Origin of the sequence: Mesorhizobium sp. B4-1-4, assembly GCF_006439395.2 — a bacterium.
Lineage (GTDB): Bacteria > Pseudomonadota > Alphaproteobacteria > Rhizobiales > Rhizobiaceae > Mesorhizobium.
The window spans coordinates 4,230,608-4,253,360 of sequence record NZ_CP083950.1; the positions used below are offsets into that span (position 1 = coordinate 4,230,608).

22 protein-coding genes and 1 tRNA gene are annotated in these 22,753 nt (G+C 63.6%); 15 read left to right on the top strand and 8 right to left on the bottom strand.

The window, feature by feature from the left end; all coding sequences use genetic code 11:
• Positions 1-171 precede the first annotated feature (171 nt).
• Positions 172-768 carry a TetR/AcrR family transcriptional regulator gene (locus FJW03_RS20265; RefSeq protein ID WP_140764330.1) on the top strand — a complete coding sequence of 199 codons (597 nt, stop codon included), beginning with the start codon at positions 172-174 and terminating at the stop codon, positions 766-768.
• 55 nt (positions 769-823) lie between these two features.
• Here the strand turns inward: FJW03_RS20265 and FJW03_RS20270 are convergent, their stop codons facing one another.
• Positions 824-1,744: a peptidylprolyl isomerase gene (locus FJW03_RS20270; protein WP_140610546.1), complete on the bottom strand. Its 921-nt coding sequence runs from the start codon at positions 1,742-1,744 to the stop codon at positions 824-826.
• Between the two features lie 261 nt (positions 1,745-2,005).
• Between FJW03_RS20270 and secA the strand changes: the two genes are divergently transcribed.
• The 3 genes from secA (at position 2,006) to FJW03_RS20285 (ending at position 7,752) form a co-directional block, all read left to right on the top strand.
• Complete coding sequence (gene secA, locus FJW03_RS20275; protein WP_140610545.1) at positions 2,006-4,738, top strand: preprotein translocase subunit SecA; 2,733 nt, start codon at positions 2,006-2,008, stop codon at positions 4,736-4,738.
• A gap of 333 nt (positions 4,739-5,071) precedes the next feature.
• On the top strand, positions 5,072-6,472 hold the full coding sequence (locus tag FJW03_RS20280) for a lipopolysaccharide biosynthesis protein (protein ID WP_140764333.1): 1,401 nt from the start codon (positions 5,072-5,074) through the stop codon (positions 6,470-6,472).
• Positions 6,472-7,752 (top strand): GNAT family N-acetyltransferase, encoded by a 1,281-nt coding sequence (locus FJW03_RS20285; protein ID WP_140610543.1) that lies wholly within the window; start codon positions 6,472-6,474, stop codon positions 7,750-7,752. Before FJW03_RS20280 ends, FJW03_RS20285 begins: the two co-directional genes overlap by 1 nt.
• A 35-nt stretch (positions 7,753-7,787) precedes the next feature.
• On the opposite strand, the gene FJW03_RS20290 is transcribed toward FJW03_RS20285, so the two are convergent.
• Positions 7,788-7,872 (bottom strand) — tRNA-Leu (locus tag FJW03_RS20290).
• 180 nt (positions 7,873-8,052) lie between these two features.
• Between FJW03_RS20290 and FJW03_RS20295 the strand changes: the two genes are divergently transcribed.
• Positions 8,053-8,646 carry a YqaA family protein gene (locus tag FJW03_RS20295; protein WP_140610542.1) on the top strand — a complete coding sequence of 198 codons (594 nt, stop codon included), beginning with the start codon at positions 8,053-8,055 and terminating at the stop codon, positions 8,644-8,646.
• 82 nt (positions 8,647-8,728) lie between these two features.
• Positions 8,729-9,247, top strand: coding sequence for a disulfide bond formation protein B (locus tag FJW03_RS20300; RefSeq protein ID WP_140610541.1), 519 nt, complete (start codon positions 8,729-8,731; stop codon positions 9,245-9,247).
• Between the two features lie 163 nt (positions 9,248-9,410).
• Here FJW03_RS20300 and FJW03_RS20305 read toward each other — a convergent pair whose 3' ends face one another.
• On the bottom strand, positions 9,411-9,968 hold the full coding sequence (locus FJW03_RS20305) for an HNH endonuclease (protein ID WP_140691782.1): 558 nt from the start codon (positions 9,966-9,968) through the stop codon (positions 9,411-9,413).
• A 188-nt stretch (positions 9,969-10,156) separates the two neighbouring features.
• Positions 10,157-10,798, bottom strand: coding sequence for a DNA-3-methyladenine glycosylase family protein (locus FJW03_RS20310; RefSeq protein ID WP_140691780.1), 642 nt, complete (start codon positions 10,796-10,798; stop codon positions 10,157-10,159).
• A 75-nt stretch (positions 10,799-10,873) separates the two neighbouring features.
• Between FJW03_RS20310 and gluQRS the strand changes: the two genes are divergently transcribed.
• Positions 10,874-11,749, top strand: a complete 876-nt coding sequence (gene gluQRS, locus FJW03_RS20315; RefSeq protein WP_140764336.1) for a tRNA glutamyl-Q(34) synthetase GluQRS — start codon at positions 10,874-10,876, stop codon at positions 11,747-11,749.
• Between the two features lie 151 nt (positions 11,750-11,900).
• The gene (locus FJW03_RS20320) at positions 11,901-12,797 is read left to right on the top strand and encodes a DMT family transporter (protein ID WP_140764339.1); all 897 of its coding nucleotides are present in this window, start codon (positions 11,901-11,903) and stop codon (positions 12,795-12,797) included.
• Between the two features lie 44 nt (positions 12,798-12,841).
• On the opposite strand, the gene FJW03_RS20325 is transcribed toward FJW03_RS20320, so the two are convergent.
• Complete coding sequence (locus FJW03_RS20325) at positions 12,842-13,693, bottom strand: YihY/virulence factor BrkB family protein (RefSeq protein ID WP_140610536.1); 852 nt, start codon at positions 13,691-13,693, stop codon at positions 12,842-12,844.
• 58 nt (positions 13,694-13,751) lie between these two features.
• On the opposite strand from FJW03_RS20325, the gene FJW03_RS20330 reads away from it, so the two are divergent.
• The 7 genes from FJW03_RS20330 (at position 13,752) to FJW03_RS20360 (ending at position 19,249) form a co-directional block, all read left to right on the top strand.
• A complete protein-coding gene (locus FJW03_RS20330) occupies positions 13,752-14,618 on the top strand; it encodes an SDR family oxidoreductase (protein WP_140764341.1) in 867 nt (288 codons plus the stop codon).
• A 26-nt stretch (positions 14,619-14,644) separates the two neighbouring features.
• Complete coding sequence (locus FJW03_RS20335; protein ID WP_140610534.1) at positions 14,645-14,836, top strand: twin transmembrane helix small protein; 192 nt, start codon at positions 14,645-14,647, stop codon at positions 14,834-14,836.
• Positions 14,837-14,855: 19 nt separating this feature from the next.
• On the top strand, positions 14,856-15,437 hold the full coding sequence (locus FJW03_RS20340) for a cob(I)yrinic acid a,c-diamide adenosyltransferase (RefSeq protein ID WP_140610533.1): 582 nt from the start codon (positions 14,856-14,858) through the stop codon (positions 15,435-15,437).
• 40 nt (positions 15,438-15,477) lie between these two features.
• Positions 15,478-16,278, top strand: a complete 801-nt coding sequence (locus tag FJW03_RS20345; RefSeq protein WP_140764344.1) for a rhomboid family intramembrane serine protease — start codon at positions 15,478-15,480, stop codon at positions 16,276-16,278.
• Between the two features lie 181 nt (positions 16,279-16,459).
• On the top strand, positions 16,460-17,209 hold the full coding sequence (locus tag FJW03_RS20350; protein ID WP_140691765.1) for an electron transfer flavoprotein subunit beta/FixA family protein: 750 nt from the start codon (positions 16,460-16,462) through the stop codon (positions 17,207-17,209).
• A 24-nt stretch (positions 17,210-17,233) separates the two neighbouring features.
• Positions 17,234-18,163 carry an electron transfer flavoprotein subunit alpha/FixB family protein gene (locus FJW03_RS20355; RefSeq protein ID WP_140764347.1) on the top strand — a complete coding sequence of 310 codons (930 nt, stop codon included), beginning with the start codon at positions 17,234-17,236 and terminating at the stop codon, positions 18,161-18,163.
• A gap of 207 nt (positions 18,164-18,370) precedes the next feature.
• Complete coding sequence (locus FJW03_RS20360) at positions 18,371-19,249, top strand: 3-hydroxybutyryl-CoA dehydrogenase (protein ID WP_140610529.1); 879 nt, start codon at positions 18,371-18,373, stop codon at positions 19,247-19,249.
• 68 nt (positions 19,250-19,317) lie between these two features.
• On the opposite strand, the gene FJW03_RS20365 is transcribed toward FJW03_RS20360, so the two are convergent.
• The 3 genes from FJW03_RS20365 to FJW03_RS20375 all read right to left on the bottom strand — a co-directional run bounded on the left by FJW03_RS20365 (position 19,318) and on the right by FJW03_RS20375 (position 22,655).
• Positions 19,318-21,324: a PAS domain S-box protein gene (locus FJW03_RS20365; protein WP_226890415.1), complete on the bottom strand. Its 2,007-nt coding sequence runs from the start codon at positions 21,322-21,324 to the stop codon at positions 19,318-19,320.
• 139 nt (positions 21,325-21,463) lie between these two features.
• Positions 21,464-22,102, bottom strand: coding sequence for an NrsF family protein (locus FJW03_RS20370; RefSeq protein ID WP_140764353.1), 639 nt, complete (start codon positions 22,100-22,102; stop codon positions 21,464-21,466).
• A gap of 1 nt (position 22,103) precedes the next feature.
• Positions 22,104-22,655 (bottom strand): sigma-70 family RNA polymerase sigma factor, encoded by a 552-nt coding sequence (locus tag FJW03_RS20375; protein WP_140764356.1) that lies wholly within the window; start codon positions 22,653-22,655, stop codon positions 22,104-22,106.
• Positions 22,656-22,753 lie beyond the last annotated feature (98 nt).

Consider the following 22,753-nt stretch of genomic DNA (forward strand, 5'->3'; position numbering starts at 1 on the left):
CCCGCTCCGTTCAAGACCGACGAGGGATGGCGCATCCTGCCGGAGACATCGCAGACGATGTGAGGACCGGCGTCCTGATCACGGACGCGCTCTCACGCTAAAAAACGGGTCGTTTCGTTTCGTCGCCGGATCACTTATCATTGCCGGGAAATTGAAACGAGGACGACAGGAATGGCCGAGGAGACGGATACGGCGCGCAAATCGATCGGTGCGCGGCGCAATCCTGACAGTGCGGATGCCATTCTGGAGGCCGCCGAGGCAGTGCTTGTCGAAGCCGGCTATGCCGGCTTCTCGATCGAGGCGGTGGCGAGGCGCGCCCGCGCCGGCAAACCGACCATCTATCGCTGGTGGCCAAGCAAGGCCGCGCTGCTGCTCGAAGTTTACCAGCGCCAGAAGCGCGTCGACGTTCCCGATACCGGAAATCTGGAAGAGGATCTCGTCGGCTTCCTGCAGAATCTGTTCTTCCACTGGCGCGAGACATCGTCGGGCAGCGTGTTCAGGTCGCTGATCGCGGAGGCGCAGTCGGATGAAGCCGCGGCCGCGGCCCTTGCCGGCTATGCCGGCGGGCGCCGCGCCCACACCGGTCAGATCATCGAGCGCGCCAAGGCAAGAGGTGAGGTCGCGGGCGACATCGATCCGGCCATGGTCGCCGACCTGCTGGCTTCCTATGCATGGCGGCATCTCCTGACCAACCGGCTCGACGAGCCCGAGGCAACGATACGCACGGTGGTCCGCTATCTCCTGAAAGGCATAGCGGCCGCCCAATAAACAAAGGGCGCGGCAACCTTCGCTGCCGCGCCCTTTTTGAAAAAGCCTTTAAGGCTTACTTGCCGCTTTCCAGCGTATCGACGGCCTGCTTCAGCTTGGCGTCGGGGATCTCGACCTTGGCGCCCGCGCGCAGCGACTTGACCAACGCGAAATACTTGTCGCGGATGACGGCCTGCTTGGCCTGGTCCTTGACGTCGTCAAAAGCCGGCGGCTGCTTGGCGCGCTTGTCCTCGAGCTTGATGACATGCCAGCCGAATTGCGACTGCACCGGCTGCTTGGTGTATTTGCCGACCTCGAGCGCAAAGGCCGCCTTGTCGAACTCCGGCACCATCTGGCCAGGTCCGAACCAGCCGAGGTCGCCGCCATTGGACTTGCCTGAAGGATCGCTGGTGTGCTCGTTGGCGAGCTTCTGGAAATCGGCGCCGCCATCGAGCTGCTTGATGATGGCCTCGGCCTCTTCCTTCGTCTTCACGAGGATGTGACGGGCATGCACCTCGTTGACCGGCGGCGTGTTGGCGATCTCCTGGTCGTAGCGGGCGCGAACCTCGGCGTCGGTGACCTTGTCGACAACACCCTTCTCGACCATCTCGCCATGCAGGGCGCGCTGCTGCAGGAAGGCCATGCGGCGCTGGAAGTCTGGATCCTTGTCAAGACCGTCGGTGACGGCCTTGGCGGCCATGACGCGGATCTCGATGGCAGCGGAGAGTGCGGCGGCGCGGCGCTGTTCGGGCGGCAGTTGCGCGAATTGCTGCGACAGCTCGCCTTCGGCAAGCACCAGATCGGCTTCAGTGAGCGATTGGCCATTGACGGTGGCGACGACGGCATTCGGATCGACCGGCTTCGCCGCGGGTGCCGCCGCGTCGGCCGGAGCAGCAGGAGCGGTCTCCTGGGCCATCAGCGGGGAGAGGCAAAGAGCCGACAGGCCGAAGGCCAGGCCAAGGCTGGCAAGCGACGCACGGCGGAACAACAAGGGCATTGGAATGACTCCGGTGAAGGATTGTAAGGAGGATGGGTTCCAGATCAGCCAGATTGTGGCGGAATTTGGCGCGACCGCCAGGGCCAGCGCGGCGTTGACATCAGTTGAGCCCCCTCTTATCTGTCCAACGACTTGGCGTCCAGAACCGTTTTCCGGGCGCTTTTTGTGTTTGCCCGTATTCAGGCGGCGCGTTCACGCGGATTTGATGGGGCCGGCCGGCGCCCATCTCAAGATTGAGAATTCTATCGAAAGGGCCATTGAATGGTCAGTCTCGGCGGTCTCGCCCGTAAGGTTTTCGGTTCCTCCAACGACCGTCGGGTCAAATCGACCCGGCCCCGTGTCGAGGCGATCAACGCCATGGAAAACGAGATGCGGGCGCTCTCCGACGCCGAGCTTGCCGGCCGCACGGAGAAATTCCGCCAGGACATCGCCAACGGCGCCAGCCTTGACGACCTTTTGGTACCGGCCTTCGCCACCGTCCGCGAGGCGGCGCGCCGTGTGCTGGGCATGCGTCCCTTCGACGTCCAGCTGATCGGCGGCATGGTGCTGCACAATGGCGGCATCGCCGAAATGCGGACCGGCGAAGGCAAGACCCTGGTCGCGACGTTGCCGGTCTATCTCAACGCGCTTGCCGGCAACGGCGTCCATGTCGTCACCGTCAACGACTATCTCGCCACGCGCGACTCCGAATGGATGGGCCGCGTCTACAAATTCCTCGGCCTCTCGGTCGGCGTCATCGTCCACGGCCTGTCCGACGAGGAGCGTCGCGTCGCCTACGCATCCGACGTCACCTACGCCACCAACAACGAGCTCGGCTTCGACTACCTGCGCGACAACATGAAATACGAGCGCGCCCAGATGGTGCAGCGCGGCCACAATTACGCGATCGTCGACGAAGTCGATTCCATCCTGGTCGACGAAGCGCGCACGCCGCTGATCATTTCCGGTCCGCTCGAGGATCGTTCGGAAATGTACAACACCATCGACACCTTCATCATCCAGCTGCAGCCGCAGGATTATGAGATCGACGAGAAGCAGAAGACCTCGATCTTCACCGAGGAAGGTACCGAGAAGCTGGAGAACCTGCTGCGCGATGCCGGCCTGCTGAAGGGCGAATCGCTCTACGATGTCGAGAACGTCGCCATCGTCCACCATGTCAACAACGCGCTGAAGGCGCACCGGCTGTTCCAGCGCGACAAGGACTATATCGTGCGCAACGGCGAGATCGTCATCATCGACGAGTTCACCGGCCGCATGATGCCCGGTCGCCGCTATTCCGAAGGCCTGCACCAGGCGCTCGAAGCCAAGGAGCACGTGGCGATCCAGCCGGAGAACCAGACGCTCGCTTCCGTCACCTTCCAGAACTACTTCCGCCTTTACAAGAAGCTTTCCGGCATGACAGGCACGGCGCTGACCGAGGCCGAGGAATTCGGCAACATCTACGGCCTCGAGGTCACCGAAATCCCGACCAACCTGCCGGTCATCCGCAAGGACGAGGACGACGAGGTCTACCGGACGGTCGAGGAGAAATACAAGGCGATCGTCAAGGAGATCCGTGAAGCCAGCGCCAAGGGCCAGCCGACACTGGTCGGCACGACCTCGATCGAAAAGTCCGAGCAGCTGGCCGAGCGCCTGCGCAAGGAAGGCTTCAAGGATTTCGAGGTGCTGAACGCCCGGCACCACGAGCGCGAGGCGGCGATCGTCGCCCAGGCCGGCAAACCCGGCGCCATCACCATCGCCACCAACATGGCCGGCCGCGGCACCGACATCAAGCTTGGCGGCAATGCCGAGATGCGCATCGCCGAGGAACTGGGCGACATGCCGGAAGGTCCCGAACGCGAAGCACGCGAAAGGGAAATCAACGCCGACGTCGAGCGCCTGAAGGAAAAGGCGCTGGCCGCCGGCGGCCTATACGTTCTCGCCACCGAGCGCCATGAATCGCGCCGCATCGACAACCAGTTGCGCGGCCGCTCCGGCCGCCAGGGCGACCCCGGCCGCTCGAAATTCTTCCTGTCACTGCAGGATGACCTGATGCGCATCTTCGGCTCCGAGCGCATGGACGGCATGCTGCAGAAGCTCGGCCTCAAGGAAGACGAGGCGATCATCCATCCCTGGATCAACAAGGCGCTGGAAAAGGCGCAGAAGAAGGTCGAGGCGCGCAACTTCGACATCCGCAAGAACCTCTTGAAATATGACGACGTCTCGAACGACCAGCGCAAGGTGGTGTTCGAACAGCGCATCGAGCTGATGGACGGCGAAGGCCTGTCGGAAACCATTACCGAGATGCGCGAAGGCGTCATCGAGGAGATCGTCGCCAAGGCCATCCCCGAAAATGCCTATGCCGAGCAGTGGGATGTCGCTGGCCTGAAGGCAGAGGTCGCCGAATTCCTCAATCTCGACTTGCCGGTCGACGAGTGGGCCAAGGAAGAAGGCATCGCCGAGGACGACATCCGCGAGCGCATTTCCGCTGCCGCCGACGCCGCCTCCAAGGAGCGCGCCGAGCGGTTCGGGCCTGAGGTGATGACCTATGTCGAACGTTCGGTCGTGTTGCAGACGCTCGACCATTTGTGGCGCGAGCACATCGTCAACCTCGACCACCTGCGCTCGGTCGTCGGCTTCCGCGGCTACGCCCAGCGCGATCCGCTGCAGGAATACAAGAGCGAGGCATTCGAGCTGTTCCAGGCGATGCTCGGCAATCTGCGCCAGGCCGTCACCGCGCAGCTGATGCGCGTCGAACTGGTTCGCCAGGCCGCCGAAGCCCCGCCTCCGGAAGCGCCCGACATGTTCGGCACGCATATCGACGGCAGCACCGGCGAGAATGATTTCGACGGCGGTGAGACTGCCCTTCTGGTGCGCCAGGAGACCAGCGCCATCGTCGCCCCGGAAGACCGCGACCCGAAGAACCCCGCCACCTGGGGCAAGGTCGGCCGCAACGAGGCCTGCCCCTGCGGTTCCGGCAAGAAATACAAGCACTGCCACGGCGCCTTCGCATAACGGCGCAGCGCTTTCCTTCTCCCCGTCCCTATACGGGGAGAAGGTGCCCGAAGAGCGGATGAGGGGCGGCGCGAAGTCCCGCGATTATCGCATGTCCCCAACCGGGAGATGACATGCCGGACTGCGCAAGCCGGTTCGTCTATAGTTAATCTAATTCTCCTCACCCGGCCCATCAGCGCAATCTCCGTAGGCTTGCGCCGCCCCTCATCCGCCTGCCGGCATCTTTTCCCCGTGGAGTGACGGGGAGAAGGAAGGCTCTCCGCCCACGTTTTCTTAAGGTGTCTCCGCTACACCAAGGTCCGAAAAAGAGGCGGAAAACGGAGAGTAATCGGGGTGCGCTTTTCCGCGGCCACGACTGCCGGGCGGTTCTTGCCGCAGCGTTTGGCGCTGCGCGTGGGGCCGCTGCTTGACCGCATCGATGCCGTCCTGTTCACCGCCGACGAGCGCGGCGAGGCGGGCCGCATGTCGGTCATCGCCTTCTCGGTCCGTATCGTCAGCGCCGTCATCGCCTTCGTCAGCCAGGTGCTGATGGCTCGCTGGATGGGCTCGTTCGAGTACGGCATCTTCGTGCTTGTCTGGGTGACGATGGTCATCGTCGGCAATCTCGCCTGCCTCGGCTTCCACACCTCGGTCATCCGCTTCATCCCCGAGTACCGCGAGCGCGGCCGGATGGACGAACTGCGCGGCATCGTCGTGGCCAGTCGCCTCTTCGTGCTGATTGCCTCGACGATGATCGCCGGGCTCGGCGCGCTCGGCGTCTGGCTGGCCGCTCCCTGGATCGAGAACTACTACGTGATACCGTTCATCCTTGGCGTCATCTGCCTGCCGATGATCGCGCTCTCGGATCTGCTGCAAGGCCAGGCAAGGGCGAACAGCTGGGCGCTGTTTGCCCTGTCGCCGACCTACCTGGTGCGGCCGGTGCTGATCCTGCTGTTCATGGCGCTGATGCTCTTCGCCGGCTACGCCCCTGATGCCAGAACCGCGATCTTCGCCTCGATCGCCGCCACCTACGTCACCACGCTCGCTCAGTTGATCGGCGTCACCCAGCGCATGGAAAGGCAGATCCCGGCCGGGCCGATGAAGGTGCATTTCGCGCAATGGTTCATCGTCTCGCTGCCGATCTTCCTGGTCGAAGGGTTCTTCTTCCTGCTCACCAACGCCGACGTGCTGATGGTCGGCGCCTATATGGATCCCAACGACGTTGCCGTCTATTTCGCCACCGTGAAGACGCTGGCGCTGGTGCATTTCGTCTATTTCGCCGTCAAGGCGGGTGTTGCCCAGCGCTATGCGCAGTTCACCCATGGCGAGCCGGAAAAGCTCGCCGCTTTCGCCCGCGAAACGGTGTCGTGGACCTTCTGGCCTTCGCTGCTGATGGCGCTCTTGGTGCTGGCGCTCGGCGAACCCATGCTGGTGCTGTTCGGCCCCGAATTCACGACAGGCTATCCGCTGCTGTTCCTACTTGTCTTCGGCGTCGTGGCGCGGGCGGCCGTCGGCCCTTGTGAAAGCCTGCTCACCATGAGCGGCAACCAGAATATCTGCGCCGCCGTCTATGCCATGACGCTGGCCTTGAACATCGGCCTCAACGTGGTGCTGATCCCGCTTTTCGGCCTGTGGGGCGCGGCCATGGCCACCGCCTTTGCCATGATCTTCGAGGCCAGCGCGCTGTCCTTCACGGTCTGGCGCAAGCTCGGCATCGTCATGGCGATCTTCGTGCCAGCCGAAGGAGCCACCTGATGGCCGCCATCCCGTTGCTCGAGGAAACCAGCGGCGGCCCCGCCGGCGCCATGGTGTCGGGCCTTGCCGGGCTGGCGCGCGACCCCGACCCAGCCCATATCGAGATCCTTGCCAACAACCGGCCCGAGCGCAAGCTTGCCATCTATCCGGCGTCGGCCGGCTTCGACCTGGTGGAGGAACTGGATTACCTCTGTACCCGTACGATCGAGCCGAACGTCTTCTTCAACCCGCGTTTCCTGGCGCCGGCCATGCCCCGGCTGGAGGACCGCGAGGTGCGCCTGGCGGTGATCCGCGACGGCGACGAATACCGCAACCGGCTGCGCCTTCTGGTGCCGTTCTCGGTGGAACGGCCGGTGGTGCCGCTCGGCGTGCCGGCCATGCGCACCTGGTCGAGCCTGTTCGGCCCGCTCGGCACGCCGCTGATCGACCGCGACGATCCGGTCGGCGTCCTCGAGGATTTCTTCTCGATGCTGTCGCGCCCGCATCTCAAGCTGCCGAAAGTCTTCGTCCTGCCCGACATCAGGCTGGACGGTCCGGTGGCGAGCCTGCTTGGCACGGTGGCCGAGACGCGCGGCCTGACGCTGATCACTACCGGTGAGACCCCACGCCCCGTGCTGGAGAGCGAAGCCGACGGCGACGCCTATCTGAAGACCTCACTGCGCGCGCACCATTATCGCGAGCTCCGCCGCCTGAAGCGACGCCTTGCCGACCTCGGCAGGCTGGAGCACATCGTGGCGCGCGGTCCCGAAGAGATCCGCCACGCAATCGAAAGCTTCCTGACGCTGGAGGCGGCCGGCTGGAAGGGCCGCGAGCGCACCGCCATGGCGATCGACCGCTACCGCGCCGCGTTCGCCCGCGAGGCCGTGCACAGGCTCGCCGAACAGGACATGTGCCGCATTCATTCGCTGACGCTCGACGGCCGCACCATCGCCTGCCTGATCGTCTTCGTCGAGGCCGGCGTCGCCTATACCTGGAAGACGGCCTATGACGAGACGCTTGCCACCTATTCGCCCGGCACGCTGCTGATGATCGAGGTGACCAGGCAGCATCTCGACGACCCCAACATCATGATGACCGATTCCTGCGCCGTGCCCGACCATCCGGTGATGAGCAGGCTGTGGAGCGAGCGCAAGCCGATCGGCACACTGGTGATCGGGCTGACGCCGGACGCCGACCGCCTCGCCCGCCAGGCCGCCTCGCAGCTGCACCTCTACCGCGAGACTCGCAACATGGCGCGTCTGCTGCGCAACCGGATGAAGAGCCTGCTGAGGCGGCGCTGAGCCAATCGAATTCGCCGAAGGCGTGCGAAGGAATTTGGTGCCCCTAGCCGGGATCGAACCAGCACTCCTTGCGGAACTCGATTTTGAGTCGAGCGCGTCTACCAATTCCGCCATAGGGGCTCAGGCCGGGCGGCCTGGATGGGCGCGGACTATACGGTTGGAGGGCTGTTCGTCAACTGTCCAATTTGCAGACCAGCTCACAGCCGCGACCAGACGGCACCTTTCCAATTTGTAAGACCGCGGCCATTGTGCGGCGCGAAAAACCTTTCTAGACAGACGAGCCGTTCCATAGGAGAGCCGATGCTTCGCGGACTGTACGACTGGACGCTGTCACTGGCGGCGCGCAAATCCGCCGAATGGTGGCTGGCCTTCATCGCTTTCGTCGAGAGCTCGGTGTTCCTGGTGCCGGCGGACGTGCTCTATCTGCCGATGGCCCTGTCGCGGCCGGATCGCGCCTATCGCTATGCCTTCGTCGCCACCGTCGCCTCGGTGCTGGGCGGCATTGCCGGTTGGTTCATCGGCCACTACGCCTATGACGCCGTGGCGCGCCCCATCCTTGAATTTTATGGCAAATACGACGAATTCGAGCAGTTGCGGGCGTCGTCGGGCGTAAGCATTGAGTTCATCGCCCTGATGCTGGTCACCTCGGGTGCCGCCCATCTGCCGCCGATCAAGGTGGTGACGATCCTGTCCGGCGCTCTTGGCGTCAACCTGGCCCTGTTCATCGTGCTGGCCATCGTGGCCCGCGGCGGCCGCTTCCTGCTGCTGGCCTGGCTTTTGCGCCGCTATGGCGAACCGATCCGCGAATTCATCGAAAAGCGTCTCGGCCTCATCGCCAGCGCCGCCGCGGTCGCCCTGATTTTGCTTTATATCGTGATCAAGTACGCCCTCTGAACCCTCTCTCTCGAACCGCGCAATGCTTTTGGAAGAGCGGCAACCGGACTGGCGGGCGGCGAACACAATGGACGAAAGACCCATGACAGCGACGATGAATGCCGATACCGGACGCCAGCGCATGCGGACCGCCCTGTTTCTCGCCGTCGCCATGGCCGCCACGGTGGGTTCGGCGCTCTGCTTCCAGTATATTGGCGGCTACATCCCTTGCCACCTCTGCCTGGAACAGCGCACCCCCTACTATATCGGCGCGCCTTTGATGGTGCTGGCAGTGATTGCATCGCTGCTGCGTGCGCCCGCATGGCTGACGCGCGGCCTGCTGGGCATTGCCGGCCTGCTGATGCTCTACGGCTTCTATCTCGGCGTCTACCACTCCGGCGTCGAATGGGCCTGGTGGCAAGGTCCGGCCGATTGCACGGCGGGCGCCGGTCCGGTCGACACTGGCGGCAAGGGCGTGCTTGACGCGCTCGACAAATTCGTGCCGCCCTCTTGCGACAAGGCCGCGCTGCGCATCCTCGGCCTGTCGCTCGCCGGCTGGAACGCCATCGCCAGCCTGGTCCTTGCCGCCGTCGCCTTCCGCGGCGCGCTTGCCCGCGATTGAGCACTTAATTGAGCTGCTCGACGCAGAGTTCGAGCAAAAATTCGGCAGGCTGAGTCGCATGGCTCGGCTTTCGAGAACCGGAGCGGAGCGTACTTGAGTATGTGAGCACCGGAAGCGCAGAAAGCCGCGCCAGACGGCCGGCATGGCGGATTTGTGTCGAACTCTATGGTTCGAGTTCGACATCCCAGTAGAGATAATCCATCCAGCTTTCATGCAGATGGTTCGGCGGGAACAGGCGGCCGTTATTGTGCAGATCGTGCACCGTCGGCTGATAGGGCTTCTGCAGCGGCCACATCTTGGCTTGCGACGGCATCATGCCGCCCTTCCTCAAATTGCAGGGCGAGCAGGCGGCGACGACATTCTCCCATGTCGTGGCACCGCCACGATGGCGCGGGATGACGTGATCGAAGGTCAGATCCTCGGGCGTGCCGCAATACTGGCACTGAAAGCGGTCGCGCAGGAACACGTTGAAACGGGTGAAGGCCGGATGCCTGGAGGGCTTCACATAGGCCTTCAGGCTGACCACGCTCGGCAGCTTCATCGAGAAGGTCGGCGAGGAAACCGCATGCTCGTATTCGGCGACGATATTCACCCGATCGAGGAACACCGCCTTGATGGCGTCTTGCCAGGACCAGAGCGACAAGGGGTAATAGCTGAGCGGACGGTAATCCGCATTCAGCACCAGCGCTGGAAGCCCATCCGGAGATACGGCAACCGTCACCTTGTTGACCTCCTTGGTTCGCACATGACCCCGAAAATCGAATTCGACTTTCGGAAAGGGTCACGTGCAGCTTCAAAAGACCCACCGTTCGGCGCGGATACTGTAAGCCCGACATGACAGGGATGTGAAGCGGATTGTCGTTTGCCCGAAGTGCCAAAAATGCGTGATTTTCATGCCTTTTTGCGGATTCAGGCAGGCGGCGTGGCGTCGCGTCCCTTGGTTTCGCGATAATAGGACCAGAAAAGCCGCGATGCGACACCTCGCCACGGGATCCATGATTCGGCCAACGCGATCAGCGTTTTCTCCGGCGGACGCGGGTCGATGCCGAGCGCATGGCCGACAGCAGCCTGCAGGGCGACGTCGCGCGCCGGGAAGATGTCGGGGTGCCCCGCGGCAAACAAAAGGTACACTTCGGCTGTCCAGGGTCCGATGCCGGCCACAGCGGTCATCGTGGTGATCGCCTCGGTTGCGTCGAGCGAACACAGGTGATGGAGGTCGAGACCATCGGCCACCGCCTGGGCGACCGCGATCAGGCCGCGCTGCTTGGGCCGCGACAGGCCGGCCTCGCGAAACATGTCCTCGTCGGCGGCCAAGATCGCCTGCGGCGTCAGCGGATCGACAAGCCTTGTCAGCCGGCCGAAAATCGCATCGGCGCTTGCGCGGGAGACCTGCTGCGAGACGATGATCGAGGCCAGGCTCCTGAACCCCGGCTCGGAAAGCCTGAGCGGTACCTCGCCGGCCATGCCGCGCACCTTTTCCAGGCGCGGGTCGATGATGCAGAGCGCATCCAGCCCGCGCGCAATGTCGTCCAGTGTCGTGATGCGTTGCATGGTATCCTTGTCCGCGAATGTGCCGCAAAGTAGCAATTGCCAAAACCGCCGCACAACCCGATCGCCGCCTGAGACATGACGCTCCTGACATTCCGCTTCGCGCCCAGCCCCAACGGCGACCTGCATCTCGGCCACGCCTATTCGGCGCTGCTCAACCAGAGGCTGGCAAATACCTCTCGCGGACGCCTGCTGCTGCGCATCGAGGACATCGACACGACGCGCTGCACGCCGCGATTCGAGGCTGGCGTGCTCGCCGATCTTAAATGGCTGGGCCTTGGCTGGGAGGAGCCGGTGCGCCGCCAGTCCGAACATTTCGCCGAGTACGAGGCGGTGCTCGACCGGCTGATCCGCGAGGAGCTTGTCTATCCCGCCTTCATGAGCCGTGGTGAGATCCGCGCCTTTATCATTGGCTGCGAAAAGCGCGGGCGCGACTGGCCGCGCGATCCCGACGGCGTCCCACTCTACCCTCCGACCGACAGGGCGCTGCCGATGACAGAGCGCAAGCGGCGCATCGCCGATAACGTCCCTTTCGCCTGGCGGCTGGATATCGGCGCCGCCTTGGCGCATGTCGGCAAGGACCTCGCATGGGCCGAATTCAGCGACGAGACGCTGTCGGCGACGCACTCGGTCGAGGCCCGCCCGCAAGAGTGGGGCGACGTGATCGTGGCGCGCCGCGACATCCCGACCAGCTACCACCTTGCCGTCGTCATGGACGACGCCCTGCAAGGCGTCAGCCATATCGTGCGCGGACAGGACCTGTTCTCCGCGACAGGAGTGCAGCGCCTGCTCCAGGAATTGCTTGGGTTGCCGCAGCCGGCCTATTTCCATCATCGGCTTATCCTCGGGCCGGACGGGCGGAAGCTGTCGAAGAGTCTCGGCGATACCGGCCTTGCCGCGTTGCGCGATGCCGGAGCATCGCCGGACGATATCAGGCGGATGGTTGGTCTCTGAGCCTGCGAAGTACTGGAAAGCCGCATATCGCACGCACCAGCCGTTGAATTCCGGTGATGCATGGATCAATCGTTTCGTTTTGCGCGACGGCCTGAACCGGACTAGAGCATCGCCACGGTTCAAGTCTCACCAGCGTGGCGGTCCCCGGAACATGCACAGCATCAAGCGGTTCATCCCCGCCACCTTCGTCGTCCTGTGGGCGACCGGCTTCATCGGCGCCCGCTACGCCATGCCGTGGGCGGAACCCTTCACCTTTCTCGCCGTGCGCTTCGTCCTGGCGGCGGCGCTATTCGCTGTCCTGACGGTCGTTCTGGGTTCGAAAAGAGCCACCCGCGAAGAGGCGCTGCATGCGGCCGGCGCCGGCATCCTCATGCATGGCGTCTATCTCGGCGCCGTGTTCTGGGCCATCCACAGGGGTATGCCTGCAGGGCTTTCGGCGCTGATTGTCGGACTGCAGCCGCTGATCACGGCGGTGCTCGCGGGCAAATTCTTGGGCGAGGCCATTCTGCCGCGCCATTGGGCCGGCCTCGCCGTTGGTCTGATCGGCGTCGTCATCGTGCTGTGGCCAAAACTTGGCGCGCTCGGCGGCGGCGTGACATCGGCGACACTGACCGCCTCGCTCATCTCCGTGCTCGGCATGGCCGCCGGCACCATCTGGCAGAAGCGTTTTGCCTCTGGCGGCAACCTCGTGGCGGCGACGATGTGGCAATATGTCGGCGGCGCGGCGCTGATGATCCTGGCCGCGCTTGCCTTCGAAACGCACACCGTGGTCATCAATGGCGAGTTGATCTTCGCGATGGCCTGGCTGGTGCTGGTGCTGTCGGTCGGCGCCATCTTCCTGTTGATGGTGATGATCCGCGACGGCGAGATGTCGAAAGTGGCCTCGCTGTTCTATCTGGTGCCCGCGGTGACCGCTGTCATCGCCTGGGCCCTGTTTAATGAGCAGCTCAACGCGCTGCAGATTGCCGGCATGGCGATCACCACCTTCGGCGTTGCCCTGGCAACTGCTCGGCAGACCAAGACACAGGCTGAGCCGATCAAGGCATGATCCCGAAAGGTGGGAACCGGTTTTCGGAACAGATCATGCTCGGCTCAGCCGACTCTTGCCCGTGCCTCGAGATAGCGGCTGATGGCGGCATTGAGCTCGCCGCCAAGAATGAAGATCGCCGAGACGATGTAGAGGAAAACCACCGCGATCATGATCGAGGCCAGGCCGGCATAGGTCGTCACATAGGAGGAGAAATGATCGAGATAGGTGGCGAACATCGTCGAGCCGATAAGCCACGCGGCCAGCGTGAAGATGATACCCGGCACCAGCGACACGAAGCGGCGCTTGCCGGCCGGCAGCCAGTAATGCACGGCAAACAGCCCACCGATGATGACGGTCGAGGCAATGACATAGCGCCATAGCGTGATCGTCCCCGTATAAGGCTTTATCCATTCGAAATGGGCTTCCGCCAGCCGCGCCAGCAAGGGCGCGAACACCAGCAGCACGCTGATCGCAAGAAAACCGGCGGTGGCGATCAGCACGAAGAAGATGCTCTGCACCCGGCGATGGATGATGCCGCGCGTTTCCGTCACGCGATAGGCCCGGTTGAGCGACGTGCGCAGCGCCTCGATGCCGTTCGAAGCAAAGTAGGCGGCAAGCAGCACGCCATAGGTCAACAAATCGCTGCGCCTGACGGTCAGCACGTTCAGCACCTCACGCGCGATCGGCTTGGCGATCTGCTCCGGCCAGGTGTCGAAGACCAGATGCACGGCCGTGTCGGCGAAGGCCTGGGCGCCGAGGAAGCTGGCCAGCGTCGTGGCGAAGATCAGGAACGGAAACAGCGCCATCAGCGAGGTGATCGCCAGATGGCTGGCCATCGCCCAGCCATCATCGGTGGTGAAATGGCCGATCGCGTCGTAGAGCACGCGGCGCAGGGCGACAATATTCCGCAGCAAGAACGCGCGCTCCCTTCGATTGTCTCGACGCCGCGAATATGGGAAGTGAATGCGGCAAATGGCAACCCTTCTTCAAACCACGAATCCTGCAGCGGCGCAGTTGCGCACCGTCATCGTCACCGGTGCGTCTTCAGGCATAGGCGCCTATTGCGCCCGGGCATTGAAGGCCGAGGGCTGGCAGGTATTTGCCACGGCGCGCAAACCTGAAGACATTGCCGCACTCGAGGCTGACGGCATCGAGGCCTTCTATCTCGACTACAGCGAGCCGGATTCGATCGCCGCCCTGGTGCCAGCGGTGCTCGGCCGTACCGGCGGCCGGCTCGACGCGCTGTTCAACAACGGCGCCTATGCTCAGGCAGGCGCGGTCGAGGACTTGACCGTCGCGGCGCTCAAGGCGCAGTTCGAGGCCAATTTCTTCGGCTGGCATGACCTGACCCGCCGCATCGTGCCGGTGATGCGCCGCCAGGGCCACGGCCGCCTCATTCATTGCTCATCGATTCTCGGCCTGGTGCCGGTGCGCTTTCGTGGCGCCTATTCGGCATCGAAACATGCGCTTGAGGCACTGATGCTTTGCCAGCGTCAGGAACTGACAGGCAGCGGTGTCCATGTCTCGCTGATCGAGCCGGGGCCGGTGAAATCGAAGATCGCCAGCAATGGCCTGCCCTGGTTCCTGAGGAATATCGACCACGAGAATTCCGTGCATCGGCTGGACTATGAGGCGCAGTTGAAGCGGCTGCGCGCCGGCGGCAGCCAATCGGCGCTGAAGCCCGGGCCGGAGGTGGTTCACAAGGCTCTGCGTCATGCACTTCTGTCACGGAGCCCGCGCCCGCACTATGTGGTAACGGTGCCGGCCAGGATCGGCGCTGCGCTCAAACGCATCCTGCCGGCATCGATACTCTACCGCCTGATGGCCAAACGCGCCTGAACAACAAGAGAACTGGAAACGCAACAATGGCATCCGTCTTCAACATCCTCGCCATTCTGGTCATGGCCGCCGTGGTGATCGTTTTGATCCGGGGGCTCATCAACATGATGCGCGGCGGTTCCGGCGTCACTTCGAACAAGCTGATGCAAGCACGCGTCATGCTGCAGGCCGTGGCGCTGGCGCTGATTCTGCTGGCCGTCTATTTCACCCGCAAGTGACGGCCTTTCGGGAGGCGACGTGGTCAAGCTCAACAAGATCTACACCCGCACCGGCGACGACGGCACCACGGGGCTCGGCACCGGTGAAAGGCGGCTGAAATCCGATCTGCGGGTGGATGCCTACGGCACGGTCGACGAAGCCAATGCCTGCATCGGCATGGCGCGCGTCCACACCGCCCAGACCCATCCGGCGATCGACGCCATGCTGTCGCGCATCCAGAACGATCTCTTCGACCTCGGCGCGGATCTAGCGGTGCCCGACGACGGCAAACCGCTCGGCTATGAGGCGTTGCGGATCACCCCCGCGCAGACCGATCGCGTCGAGAAGGATATCGACCTTCTCAACAAGGATCTCCAGCCACTCAAATCCTTCGTGCTGAATGGCGGCACGCCGGCCGCCGCCGCCCTGCATCTCGCCCGCACGGTGGCGCGGCGGGCCGAGCGGCTGATGGTCGCGCTCGCCCAGGATCCGGGGGAACATGTCAACCGCGACGGGCTGAAATACGTCAACCGCGTCTCGGATTTCCTGTTTGTCGCCGCCCGGGCGGTCAATGACAATGGAAATGCCGACGTGCTATGGATTCCCGGCAAGAACCGCTAAAATATCCGAAAGGCGGAAGGGGACCGGGGACCGGGGACCGATGTTCATCCCGCTTTACGACACCAACAGGCTGCGCCACATCCGCCTGCAATATGTCACGATCGGGCTGATCGTGGCCAATGCGCTGGTCTATTGCGCCACCGCGCTTGGCGGCGAGAACTTCACCAATGCCGCCGTGCTCGGACTCGGCTTCATCCCCGCCGTGGTTCACGACACGGCCGAACTCGATCCCCGCTTTGTGGTCATTCCGGAAAGCCTGAGCTACCTCACCTATTCCTTCCTGCATGCCGACATCTTCCACCTCGGTGGTAACATGCTGTTTTTGTGGGTGTTCGGCGACAATGTCGAGGATGCGCTCGGTCACATCCGCTACCTCATCTTCTATCTCCTGTGCGCAGTTGCCGGAGCAGCCTTCCAAAGCCTCGTCGCCTGGGACTCGCAGGTGCCGCTGATCGGTGCCTCGGGCGCCATCGCCGGCGTGGTCGTCGCCTACCTGATCCTCTATCCCAGGGTGAAGGTCTGGGTGCTTGCCTTTGCCCGCATCCCACTGCGCATTCCGGCCTTTATCCCGCTCATCCTGTGGGTGCTGTTTCAGATCGTCATGTTCGCCGCCGGCGGCGAGGACCAGATTTCCTGGGCCTGCCACATCGGCGGCATCATCGCCGGGGCGATTCTGGTGCTGGTCTTGCGCAGTCGCGGCGTGCCGCTGTTTGCCGCTGCCGACGAGGATATCGTGGCTCCCCTATCCGACCAGCCGCCGGTTCCCGCTGAGCCAGTGGCGGCCGAACCGCCGGCCACCGCGGCGCGCTGGGGCCGGGGAAACCCTTCTGGCCCGAACTGAACCGATTTGAGCCGCCTTCAGCGTATTGACGCGCAGGATTACCACAACTACGGAAACGTCTCCGTCGCAGCCCAAGGCGGTCGGAGACCAGAATTTCCATCCGGAATGTCGGCTTTCGACAACTCAGAAAGGGCGCAGGCTGCTATAGCGCGCCCAACTAGCGTGAAGAGGTGACAGGCAAATGAAGATCCTTGTGCCCGTGAAGCGGGTTGTCGATGCGAATGTGAAGGTTCGCGTCAAGGCTGATGGTTCAGCGGTGGAACTCGCCAACGTCAAGATGGCGATGAACCCGTTCGACGAGATCGCGGTTGAAGAAGCGATCCGGCTGAAGGAAGCCGGCAAGGCCGAAGAAATCATCGTTGTTTCGATCGGCCCGCAGCAGGCGCAGGAAACGCTCCGGACCGCGCTTGCCATGGGCGCCGACCGCGCCATCCTGGTGAAGACCGACGAGCAGACCGAGCCGCTCGGCGTCGCCAAGGTGCTGAAGGGCGTGGTCGAGGCAGAGAAGCCTGGCCTCGTCATCCTCGGCAAGCAGGCGATCGACGACGACTCCAACCAGACCGGCCAGATGCTGGCGGCCCTGCTCGGTTGGGCACAGGGCACCTTCGCCTCCAAAGTGGTGCTTGAAGGCGACAAGGCCAAGGTGACCCGCGAGGTCGATGGCGGCCTGCAGACCGTGGAACTGAAGATGCCGGCGATCGTCACCGCCGACCTTCGCCTCAATCAGCCGCGCTATGCCTCGCTGCCCAACATCATGAAGGCCAAGAAGAAGCCGCTCGACGAGAAGAGCCCGGCCGACTACGGCGCCGACGTCAAGCCGCGCCTCAAGGTCATCAAGACCGAGGAGCCGGGCGGCCGCAAGGCGGGCGTCAAGGTCAAGAGCGTCGCCGAACTGGTCGACAAGCTGAAGAACGAAGCCGGCGTGTTGTAAGCGATCGGGAAAGGAACAGATAAAATGGCAATTCTCCTCATCGCCGAACACGACAACGCCGCCCTTTCGGACCAGACCGCCAAAGCGCTCTCGGCTGCATTGCAGATCGGCTCGGACGTGCATGTGCTGGTGGCCGGCAAGGGCGCCAATGGCGCGGCGGATGCAGCCGCCAAGCTCAAGGGGGTCAGCAAGGTGCTGCTCGCCGAGGCCGACGAACTCGCCGAGCGCCTCGCCGAACCGATGGCGGCTCTCGTTGTGTCGCTCGCCGGCGGCTACGACACCATCATCGCGCCTGCGACTTCCACCGGCAAGAATGTCGCCCCGCGTGTCGCGGCGCTGCTCGACGTCGCGCAGGTTTCCGAGATCATTGAGGTCGTTTCGCCTGATACCTTCAAGCGGCCGATCTATGCCGGCAACGCCATCCAGACCGTGCAGTCGACCGACGCCAAGAAGGTCATCACCGTGCGCACCGCCTCCTTCCAGGCGGCTCCCGAGGGTGGCTCGGCCGCGATCGAGACCGTCAAGGCCGCGGCCAATCCCGGCCTGTCCACCTTCGTCGAGAACAAGCTGTCGGAGACCGACCGTCCGGAACTGACCTCGGCCAAGATCATCATCTCGGGCGGCCGTGCGCTCGGCTCCTCGGAGAAGTTCCAGGAGGTCATCCTGCCGGTCGCCGACAAGCTCGGCGCTGCCGTCGGCGCATCCCGCGCGGCCGTCGATGCCGGCTACGCCCCGAACGACTGGCAGGTCGGCCAGACCGGCAAGGTCGTGGCTCCCGATCTCTACATCGCTGTCGGCATTTCCGGCGCCATCCAGCACCTCGCCGGCATGAAGGACTCCAAGGTCATCGTCGCCATCAACAAAGACGAGGAGGCACCGATCTTCCAGGTTGCCGATTATGGCCTCGTCGGCGATCTCTTCGTTGTCCTGCCGGAGTTGCAGAAGGCGCTTTGACGCTCTCTGCCAAAGCGTATTAAATTGTCAGGGGCGGGGTAGACTAAGTCGCCCCGCCCTTTTAGTTTGCACTGCACAAAAAGCGGGCCAGAAGGGCTTAGTGCAATTCCAGCAAACCCGCAGCGGTTTTGCGTCTGGAATTGCGGAAAAACAAAAGATGGAGCATTTTCGCGATTCAAGCGGAAAGCTCCGGACGGGATCGGGGTCATGAGCAAGATCGAGACGATCGGCATCATTGGCGCGGGCCAGATGGGCGGCGGCATCGCCCACGTCTCCGCGCTTTCGGGCTACAAGGTGCTGATCTACGATATATCGCCTGACCGTATCGAGAAGGGCATCGCCACCATCAGCGGCAACATGGCTCGTCAGGTGGGGTCTGGCAAACTCGACGAAAAGCTGCGCAACCAGGCGATGGCGCGCATTGCGTCGGCACCGGCCATGGCCGATCTTGCCGGCGCCGATCTGGTGATCGAGGCGGCGACCGAGGACGAGACCGTCAAGCGCAAGATCTACGCGCAGCTCTGTCCGCAGCTCAATCCCGAGGCCATCCTGGCGACCAACACCTCGTCGATCTCGATCACGCGGCTTGCCGCGCAGACCGACCGGCCGGAGCGTTTCATCGGCATACATTTCATGAACCCGGTGCCGGTGATGAAACTGGTCGAGCTGGTGCGCGGTATCGCCACCGAGGACCAGACCTTCGAGGCCGCCAAGACCTATGTGAAGCAGCTCGACAAGACGATCACCGTGTCGGAGGATTTCCCGGCCTTCATCGTCAACCGCATCCTGCTGCCGATGATCAACGAGGCGATCTACACGCTCTATGAAGGCGTCGGCACGGTCGATGCCATCGACACCGCCATGCGGCTCGGCGCCAACCATCCGATGGGGCCGCTGCAGCTCGCCGATTTCATCGGCCTCGACACCTGCCTGTCGATCATGCAGGTGCTCCATGACGGCCTGTCGGATTCGAAATACCGGCCTTGCCCGCTGCTGGTCAAATATGTCGAGGCCGGCTGGCTCGGCCGCAAGACCGGGCGCGGCTTCTACGACTATCGCGGCGAGCACCCCGTTCCGACGCGCTAGTCAAAGTCGAGAAATGGAAGGGTTCGGCGTTTCGGTGAAACGATGAACCGCTTCGACGCGTCCGCAGCCTACGATGCCACGGCGAGCGGCTTGGGCGGTTCCGACCTGTCGTTCATGAGGTTGCCATCCGGCGCCACGGAAAGGCATCCGCGGCCGGCCGCCTTGGCCGCATAGCAAGCGGCGTCGGCCCTCGCGATGATCTCATCGACCTCGCCGCAATTGGCGCGGATCGCCGCCAGCCCGATACTGGCGCCGATCGCATGCGGCCGACCATCCCAGGTGAAGTTCAGGCCGGCTATCGCATCGATTATGGAGCGCGCCGCGATCCTGGCGCCCGCGATCGAGCCCGATTTCAGGATGACGGCGAATTCGTCGCCGCCCAGGCGTGCGACGATGTCTTCAGGGCCAAGCACGCCGCGCATGGCCTCGGCGACCCGCTTCAGCAGTGCGTCTCCAGCGGCGTGGCCGCCAGTGTCGTTGACCAGCTTGAAATGGTCGAGGTCGATGAACATGAACTGGTGGATGCCCCCAGCCATCGTGCCGTCCTCCTTGCGCGCCTGCTCGACCAGCCCCTCCATGGTGCGGATGAAGCTCGATCGATTGGCAAGGCCGGTCAGCGCGTCATGCGCGGCGGCATGGGCAAGCTGCCGCTGCAACGCACGCGCATCGGTGAAGTCCTGGAAGACAATGACCAGGCCGCAGAATTCATTGCGCTCGTTCATGATCGGCGACACGACCTGACGGATGCTGCAGCGTGTGTCGTCGCGGCGGATCAGCACGGCCCGGCTGTTCTGGTCGGAGGGCGCCTCCGCGCCGATCGCGGGCCGCGTCGCACCAATCCTGTGGCCCGTCTCCTCGTCAACCGCCCGATAGACATGGCCGAGCGTCTTGCCGAGAGCGGCCTCGCCGGAAATACCGGTCAGCTTCTCGGCAACCGGGTTCATGAAGGTCACACGGTTCGCCGCATCGGTGCAGATGACGGCATCGCCGATCGACTGCAGCGTCACCCTGAGCCGCTCCTTCTCGTCGGCCAGCATTGCCGCCGACACCGTCAGGCGCTCTTCGGCCTCCTTGCGCCGGGTGATATCGGTCAGGCTGCCAATCGCCCGGATCGGCCGCCCGTCCTCGTCGCGCTCGATGGCTTTGCCGCGGTCGAGGATCCAGATCCAGTGACCGTCCTTGTGGCGCATCCTGAACTCGGCTTCGAAGAACGGCGTCTGGCCATCAAGATGCGCGCGGTCCGCTTCGGCGACGGCCTGGCGGTCGTCGGGATGGATCATCGTCAGCCAGCGGTCCGGATCGCCGTCGAGTTCGCCTTCCTCGAAACCGAGCATCTTGACCCAGGTCGAGGAATAGGTCGTGCCGCCCTTGCGCTTATCGAAGTCCCAGACACCCTGACCCGCGCCGGCGAGCGCGAAATTCCAGCGCGTTTCGGCTTCGGCAATGCGCGCCTCGGCCTGCTTGCGCGCGTCGATGTCCTCGATCTGCGAGACGAGATAGAGCGGATGCCCGCTTCTCTCATCGCGGATGACGGAGCCGGCAAGACGCGCCCAGACGGGTGTGCCGTCCTTGCGCAGATAACGCTTTTCGAAGTGGAAGGCGTCGACGTTGCCCGCCCTCATGGAGTCCATCGTTTCCCGCCCGATATGCAGATCGTCGGGATGCGTGATCTGGAAAAAGGTCAGCGCCTCGATTTCCTGGCGGCTGTAGCCAAGCATGGCGGCAAAGGCTGGATTGGTCTGAAGGATGCGCCCGTCAAGCGCCACGATGGCGATGCCGATCGCCGAGTCCTCCATGGCCCGGCGGAAGCGCTGTTCGCTCTCCGCGATCTGGCGCCGGTCGTCGGAGATGCGAACGATAAACAGGTAAGCGAAGAACAGTGCGCATACTGTCAACGCGACCGATATTTGAAGGCAAACTCTCAGTGCTTCCGCGCCAAGGTTCAGCCTCGACACCACGAACGGCGCCCCCACCACGGCAAGAGCGGCCACAAGCAACGCCAGCGCTGCACGCTTGTGGAGCCTCAGCCCGATCAATCCCCGCAATATCACGACCCGTGCCACCCCCGTGGGCAATCGCTTTTTCCCGTCAAAACCCTGAAGGATCGATTTTAAGGAATGGTTGCGCCGGGGTATTGGCGAGATCGGGAACCGGCAAACAATTGCCGGCATGATTAAGGATCAGTGTGCACGGCTTGCGGTTGCTTGGAGTATGCTACCAGCGCACGAAAAAACGCCCGCCAAGCGCACCAAGCAAAGCGAGAGCCGAGATCGCGATCGTGTACCAGGTGGCGACAAAGAGCGGCGAGTCGTCGAAACAGTGTGCGGCATAGAAGGTCGCCGCCAGCCCGCCGGCAAGCAGCCCCGCCACCGCGCCGGCAAGCACCGGCCGTGTCGGCGCGCCATAGCGCAGCATTCCCAGGAAGATGGCCAGCGGGCCAATGCCGATCAGCGGGATGAAGCTCATGCAGATCATCATGTTGGAGCCGATCATCCTGGTACTCCAATCGGCCTCGGGCACTGCGAACAGTTCCAGAACCACCGCCACCGCGACCAGCAGCGGCGCGGCGATCATCCCCGCCATTGCCGGGCCCGTCGCCGCACCCGGCGTCGACAGGGCGCGGATCGAGGCGAAAGCGCTGATGGCAAGCACGGTGGTGAAAACAAACTTGGACAGGAAGCGCATAGTATGCGCGGCCGCCATGAAATCGGGGCGCGGACCGATCGTCGACAGGAAAACGATCGCGGCGATCACGACGGCCGCGCCGGCGGCCAGCCACCAGGCCGAGCGCAATGGCATCGCCTTGCTGCGGGCATCGGCATCGAGCGCCTTGATGAGATCGTCCGTCCTCATGTCATTCCCGCCCGGATCGCCCCTGACCGAATCGCTTGGCTATCGCGGCGAGCCCACGATGCAGCGACACGCGCACCGCCGTCTCGCTGATGCCGAACTTCGCCGCCGTCTCGCCGATCGAGCGGCCATCCACCGATATGGAAGACACCACGGACCGTTGGGCTGGCGGCAGCCCGTCCAGCGCCCGATTGATATCGCGCTCGCTGACGGTCTCGGTCTCCGGTTCGGCGAATGTCTCGGCGATGTCGTCAACATCGATCTCGATGCGCCGTCCGCGGCGCCGGAATGCATCGATCAGCTTGAAGCGGGCGATCGCGTAGATCCAGGGCAGCACCGGCGCGTCCTGGCGCCAGGTGTGCCGTTTAACATGAATGGCCAGCAAGGTTTCCTGCACGACATCCTCGGGATCGACCCCGCCCTGCACGATCTTGCGCCTGACAAAGCCGCGCACCAGCGCGGCAATTCGGTGGAGAAAGTCGGCATAGGCCTTTTCATCTCCCGCGATGGCGGCTCGCAACAGCCGGGAAAGCTCGGCCTCGTCCTTGCCGCTCACAAGAGTTCACTCCCCGGTTTTCGCGCCTCGGCGTTGATTTGTTACGTGGCCGGCGAAATAATGTCCAAGCCAAACTACGGGCAAGTCACGAAAGTGTG

Coding starts and splice junctions, on each gene's coding strand:
- FJW03_RS20265 (WP_140764330.1), top strand. CDS start 172: ATGGCCGAGGAGACGGATACGGCGCGCAAATCGATCGGTGCGCGGCGC.
- FJW03_RS20270 (WP_140610546.1), bottom strand. CDS start 1,744: ATGCCCTTGTTGTTCCGCCGTGCGTCGCTTGCCAGCCTTGGCCTGGCC.
- secA (WP_140610545.1), top strand. CDS start 2,006: ATGGTCAGTCTCGGCGGTCTCGCCCGTAAGGTTTTCGGTTCCTCCAAC.
- FJW03_RS20285 (WP_140610543.1), top strand. CDS start 6,472: ATGGCCGCCATCCCGTTGCTCGAGGAAACCAGCGGCGGCCCCGCCGGC.
- FJW03_RS20295 (WP_140610542.1), top strand. CDS start 8,053: ATGCTTCGCGGACTGTACGACTGGACGCTGTCACTGGCGGCGCGCAAA.
- FJW03_RS20300 (WP_140610541.1), top strand. CDS start 8,729: ATGACAGCGACGATGAATGCCGATACCGGACGCCAGCGCATGCGGACC.
- FJW03_RS20310 (WP_140691780.1), bottom strand. CDS start 10,798: ATGCAACGCATCACGACACTGGACGACATTGCGCGCGGGCTGGATGCG.
- gluQRS (WP_140764336.1), top strand. CDS start 10,874: ATGACGCTCCTGACATTCCGCTTCGCGCCCAGCCCCAACGGCGACCTG.
- FJW03_RS20320 (WP_140764339.1), top strand. CDS start 11,901: ATGCACAGCATCAAGCGGTTCATCCCCGCCACCTTCGTCGTCCTGTGG.
- FJW03_RS20330 (WP_140764341.1), top strand. CDS start 13,752: ATGGCAACCCTTCTTCAAACCACGAATCCTGCAGCGGCGCAGTTGCGC.
- FJW03_RS20335 (WP_140610534.1), top strand. CDS start 14,645: ATGGCATCCGTCTTCAACATCCTCGCCATTCTGGTCATGGCCGCCGTG.
- FJW03_RS20345 (WP_140764344.1), top strand. CDS start 15,478: ATGTTCATCCCGCTTTACGACACCAACAGGCTGCGCCACATCCGCCTG.
- FJW03_RS20350 (WP_140691765.1), top strand. CDS start 16,460: ATGAAGATCCTTGTGCCCGTGAAGCGGGTTGTCGATGCGAATGTGAAG.
- FJW03_RS20355 (WP_140764347.1), top strand. CDS start 17,234: ATGGCAATTCTCCTCATCGCCGAACACGACAACGCCGCCCTTTCGGAC.
- FJW03_RS20360 (WP_140610529.1), top strand. CDS start 18,371: ATGAGCAAGATCGAGACGATCGGCATCATTGGCGCGGGCCAGATGGGC.
- FJW03_RS20370 (WP_140764353.1), bottom strand. CDS start 22,102: ATGAGGACGGACGATCTCATCAAGGCGCTCGATGCCGATGCCCGCAGC.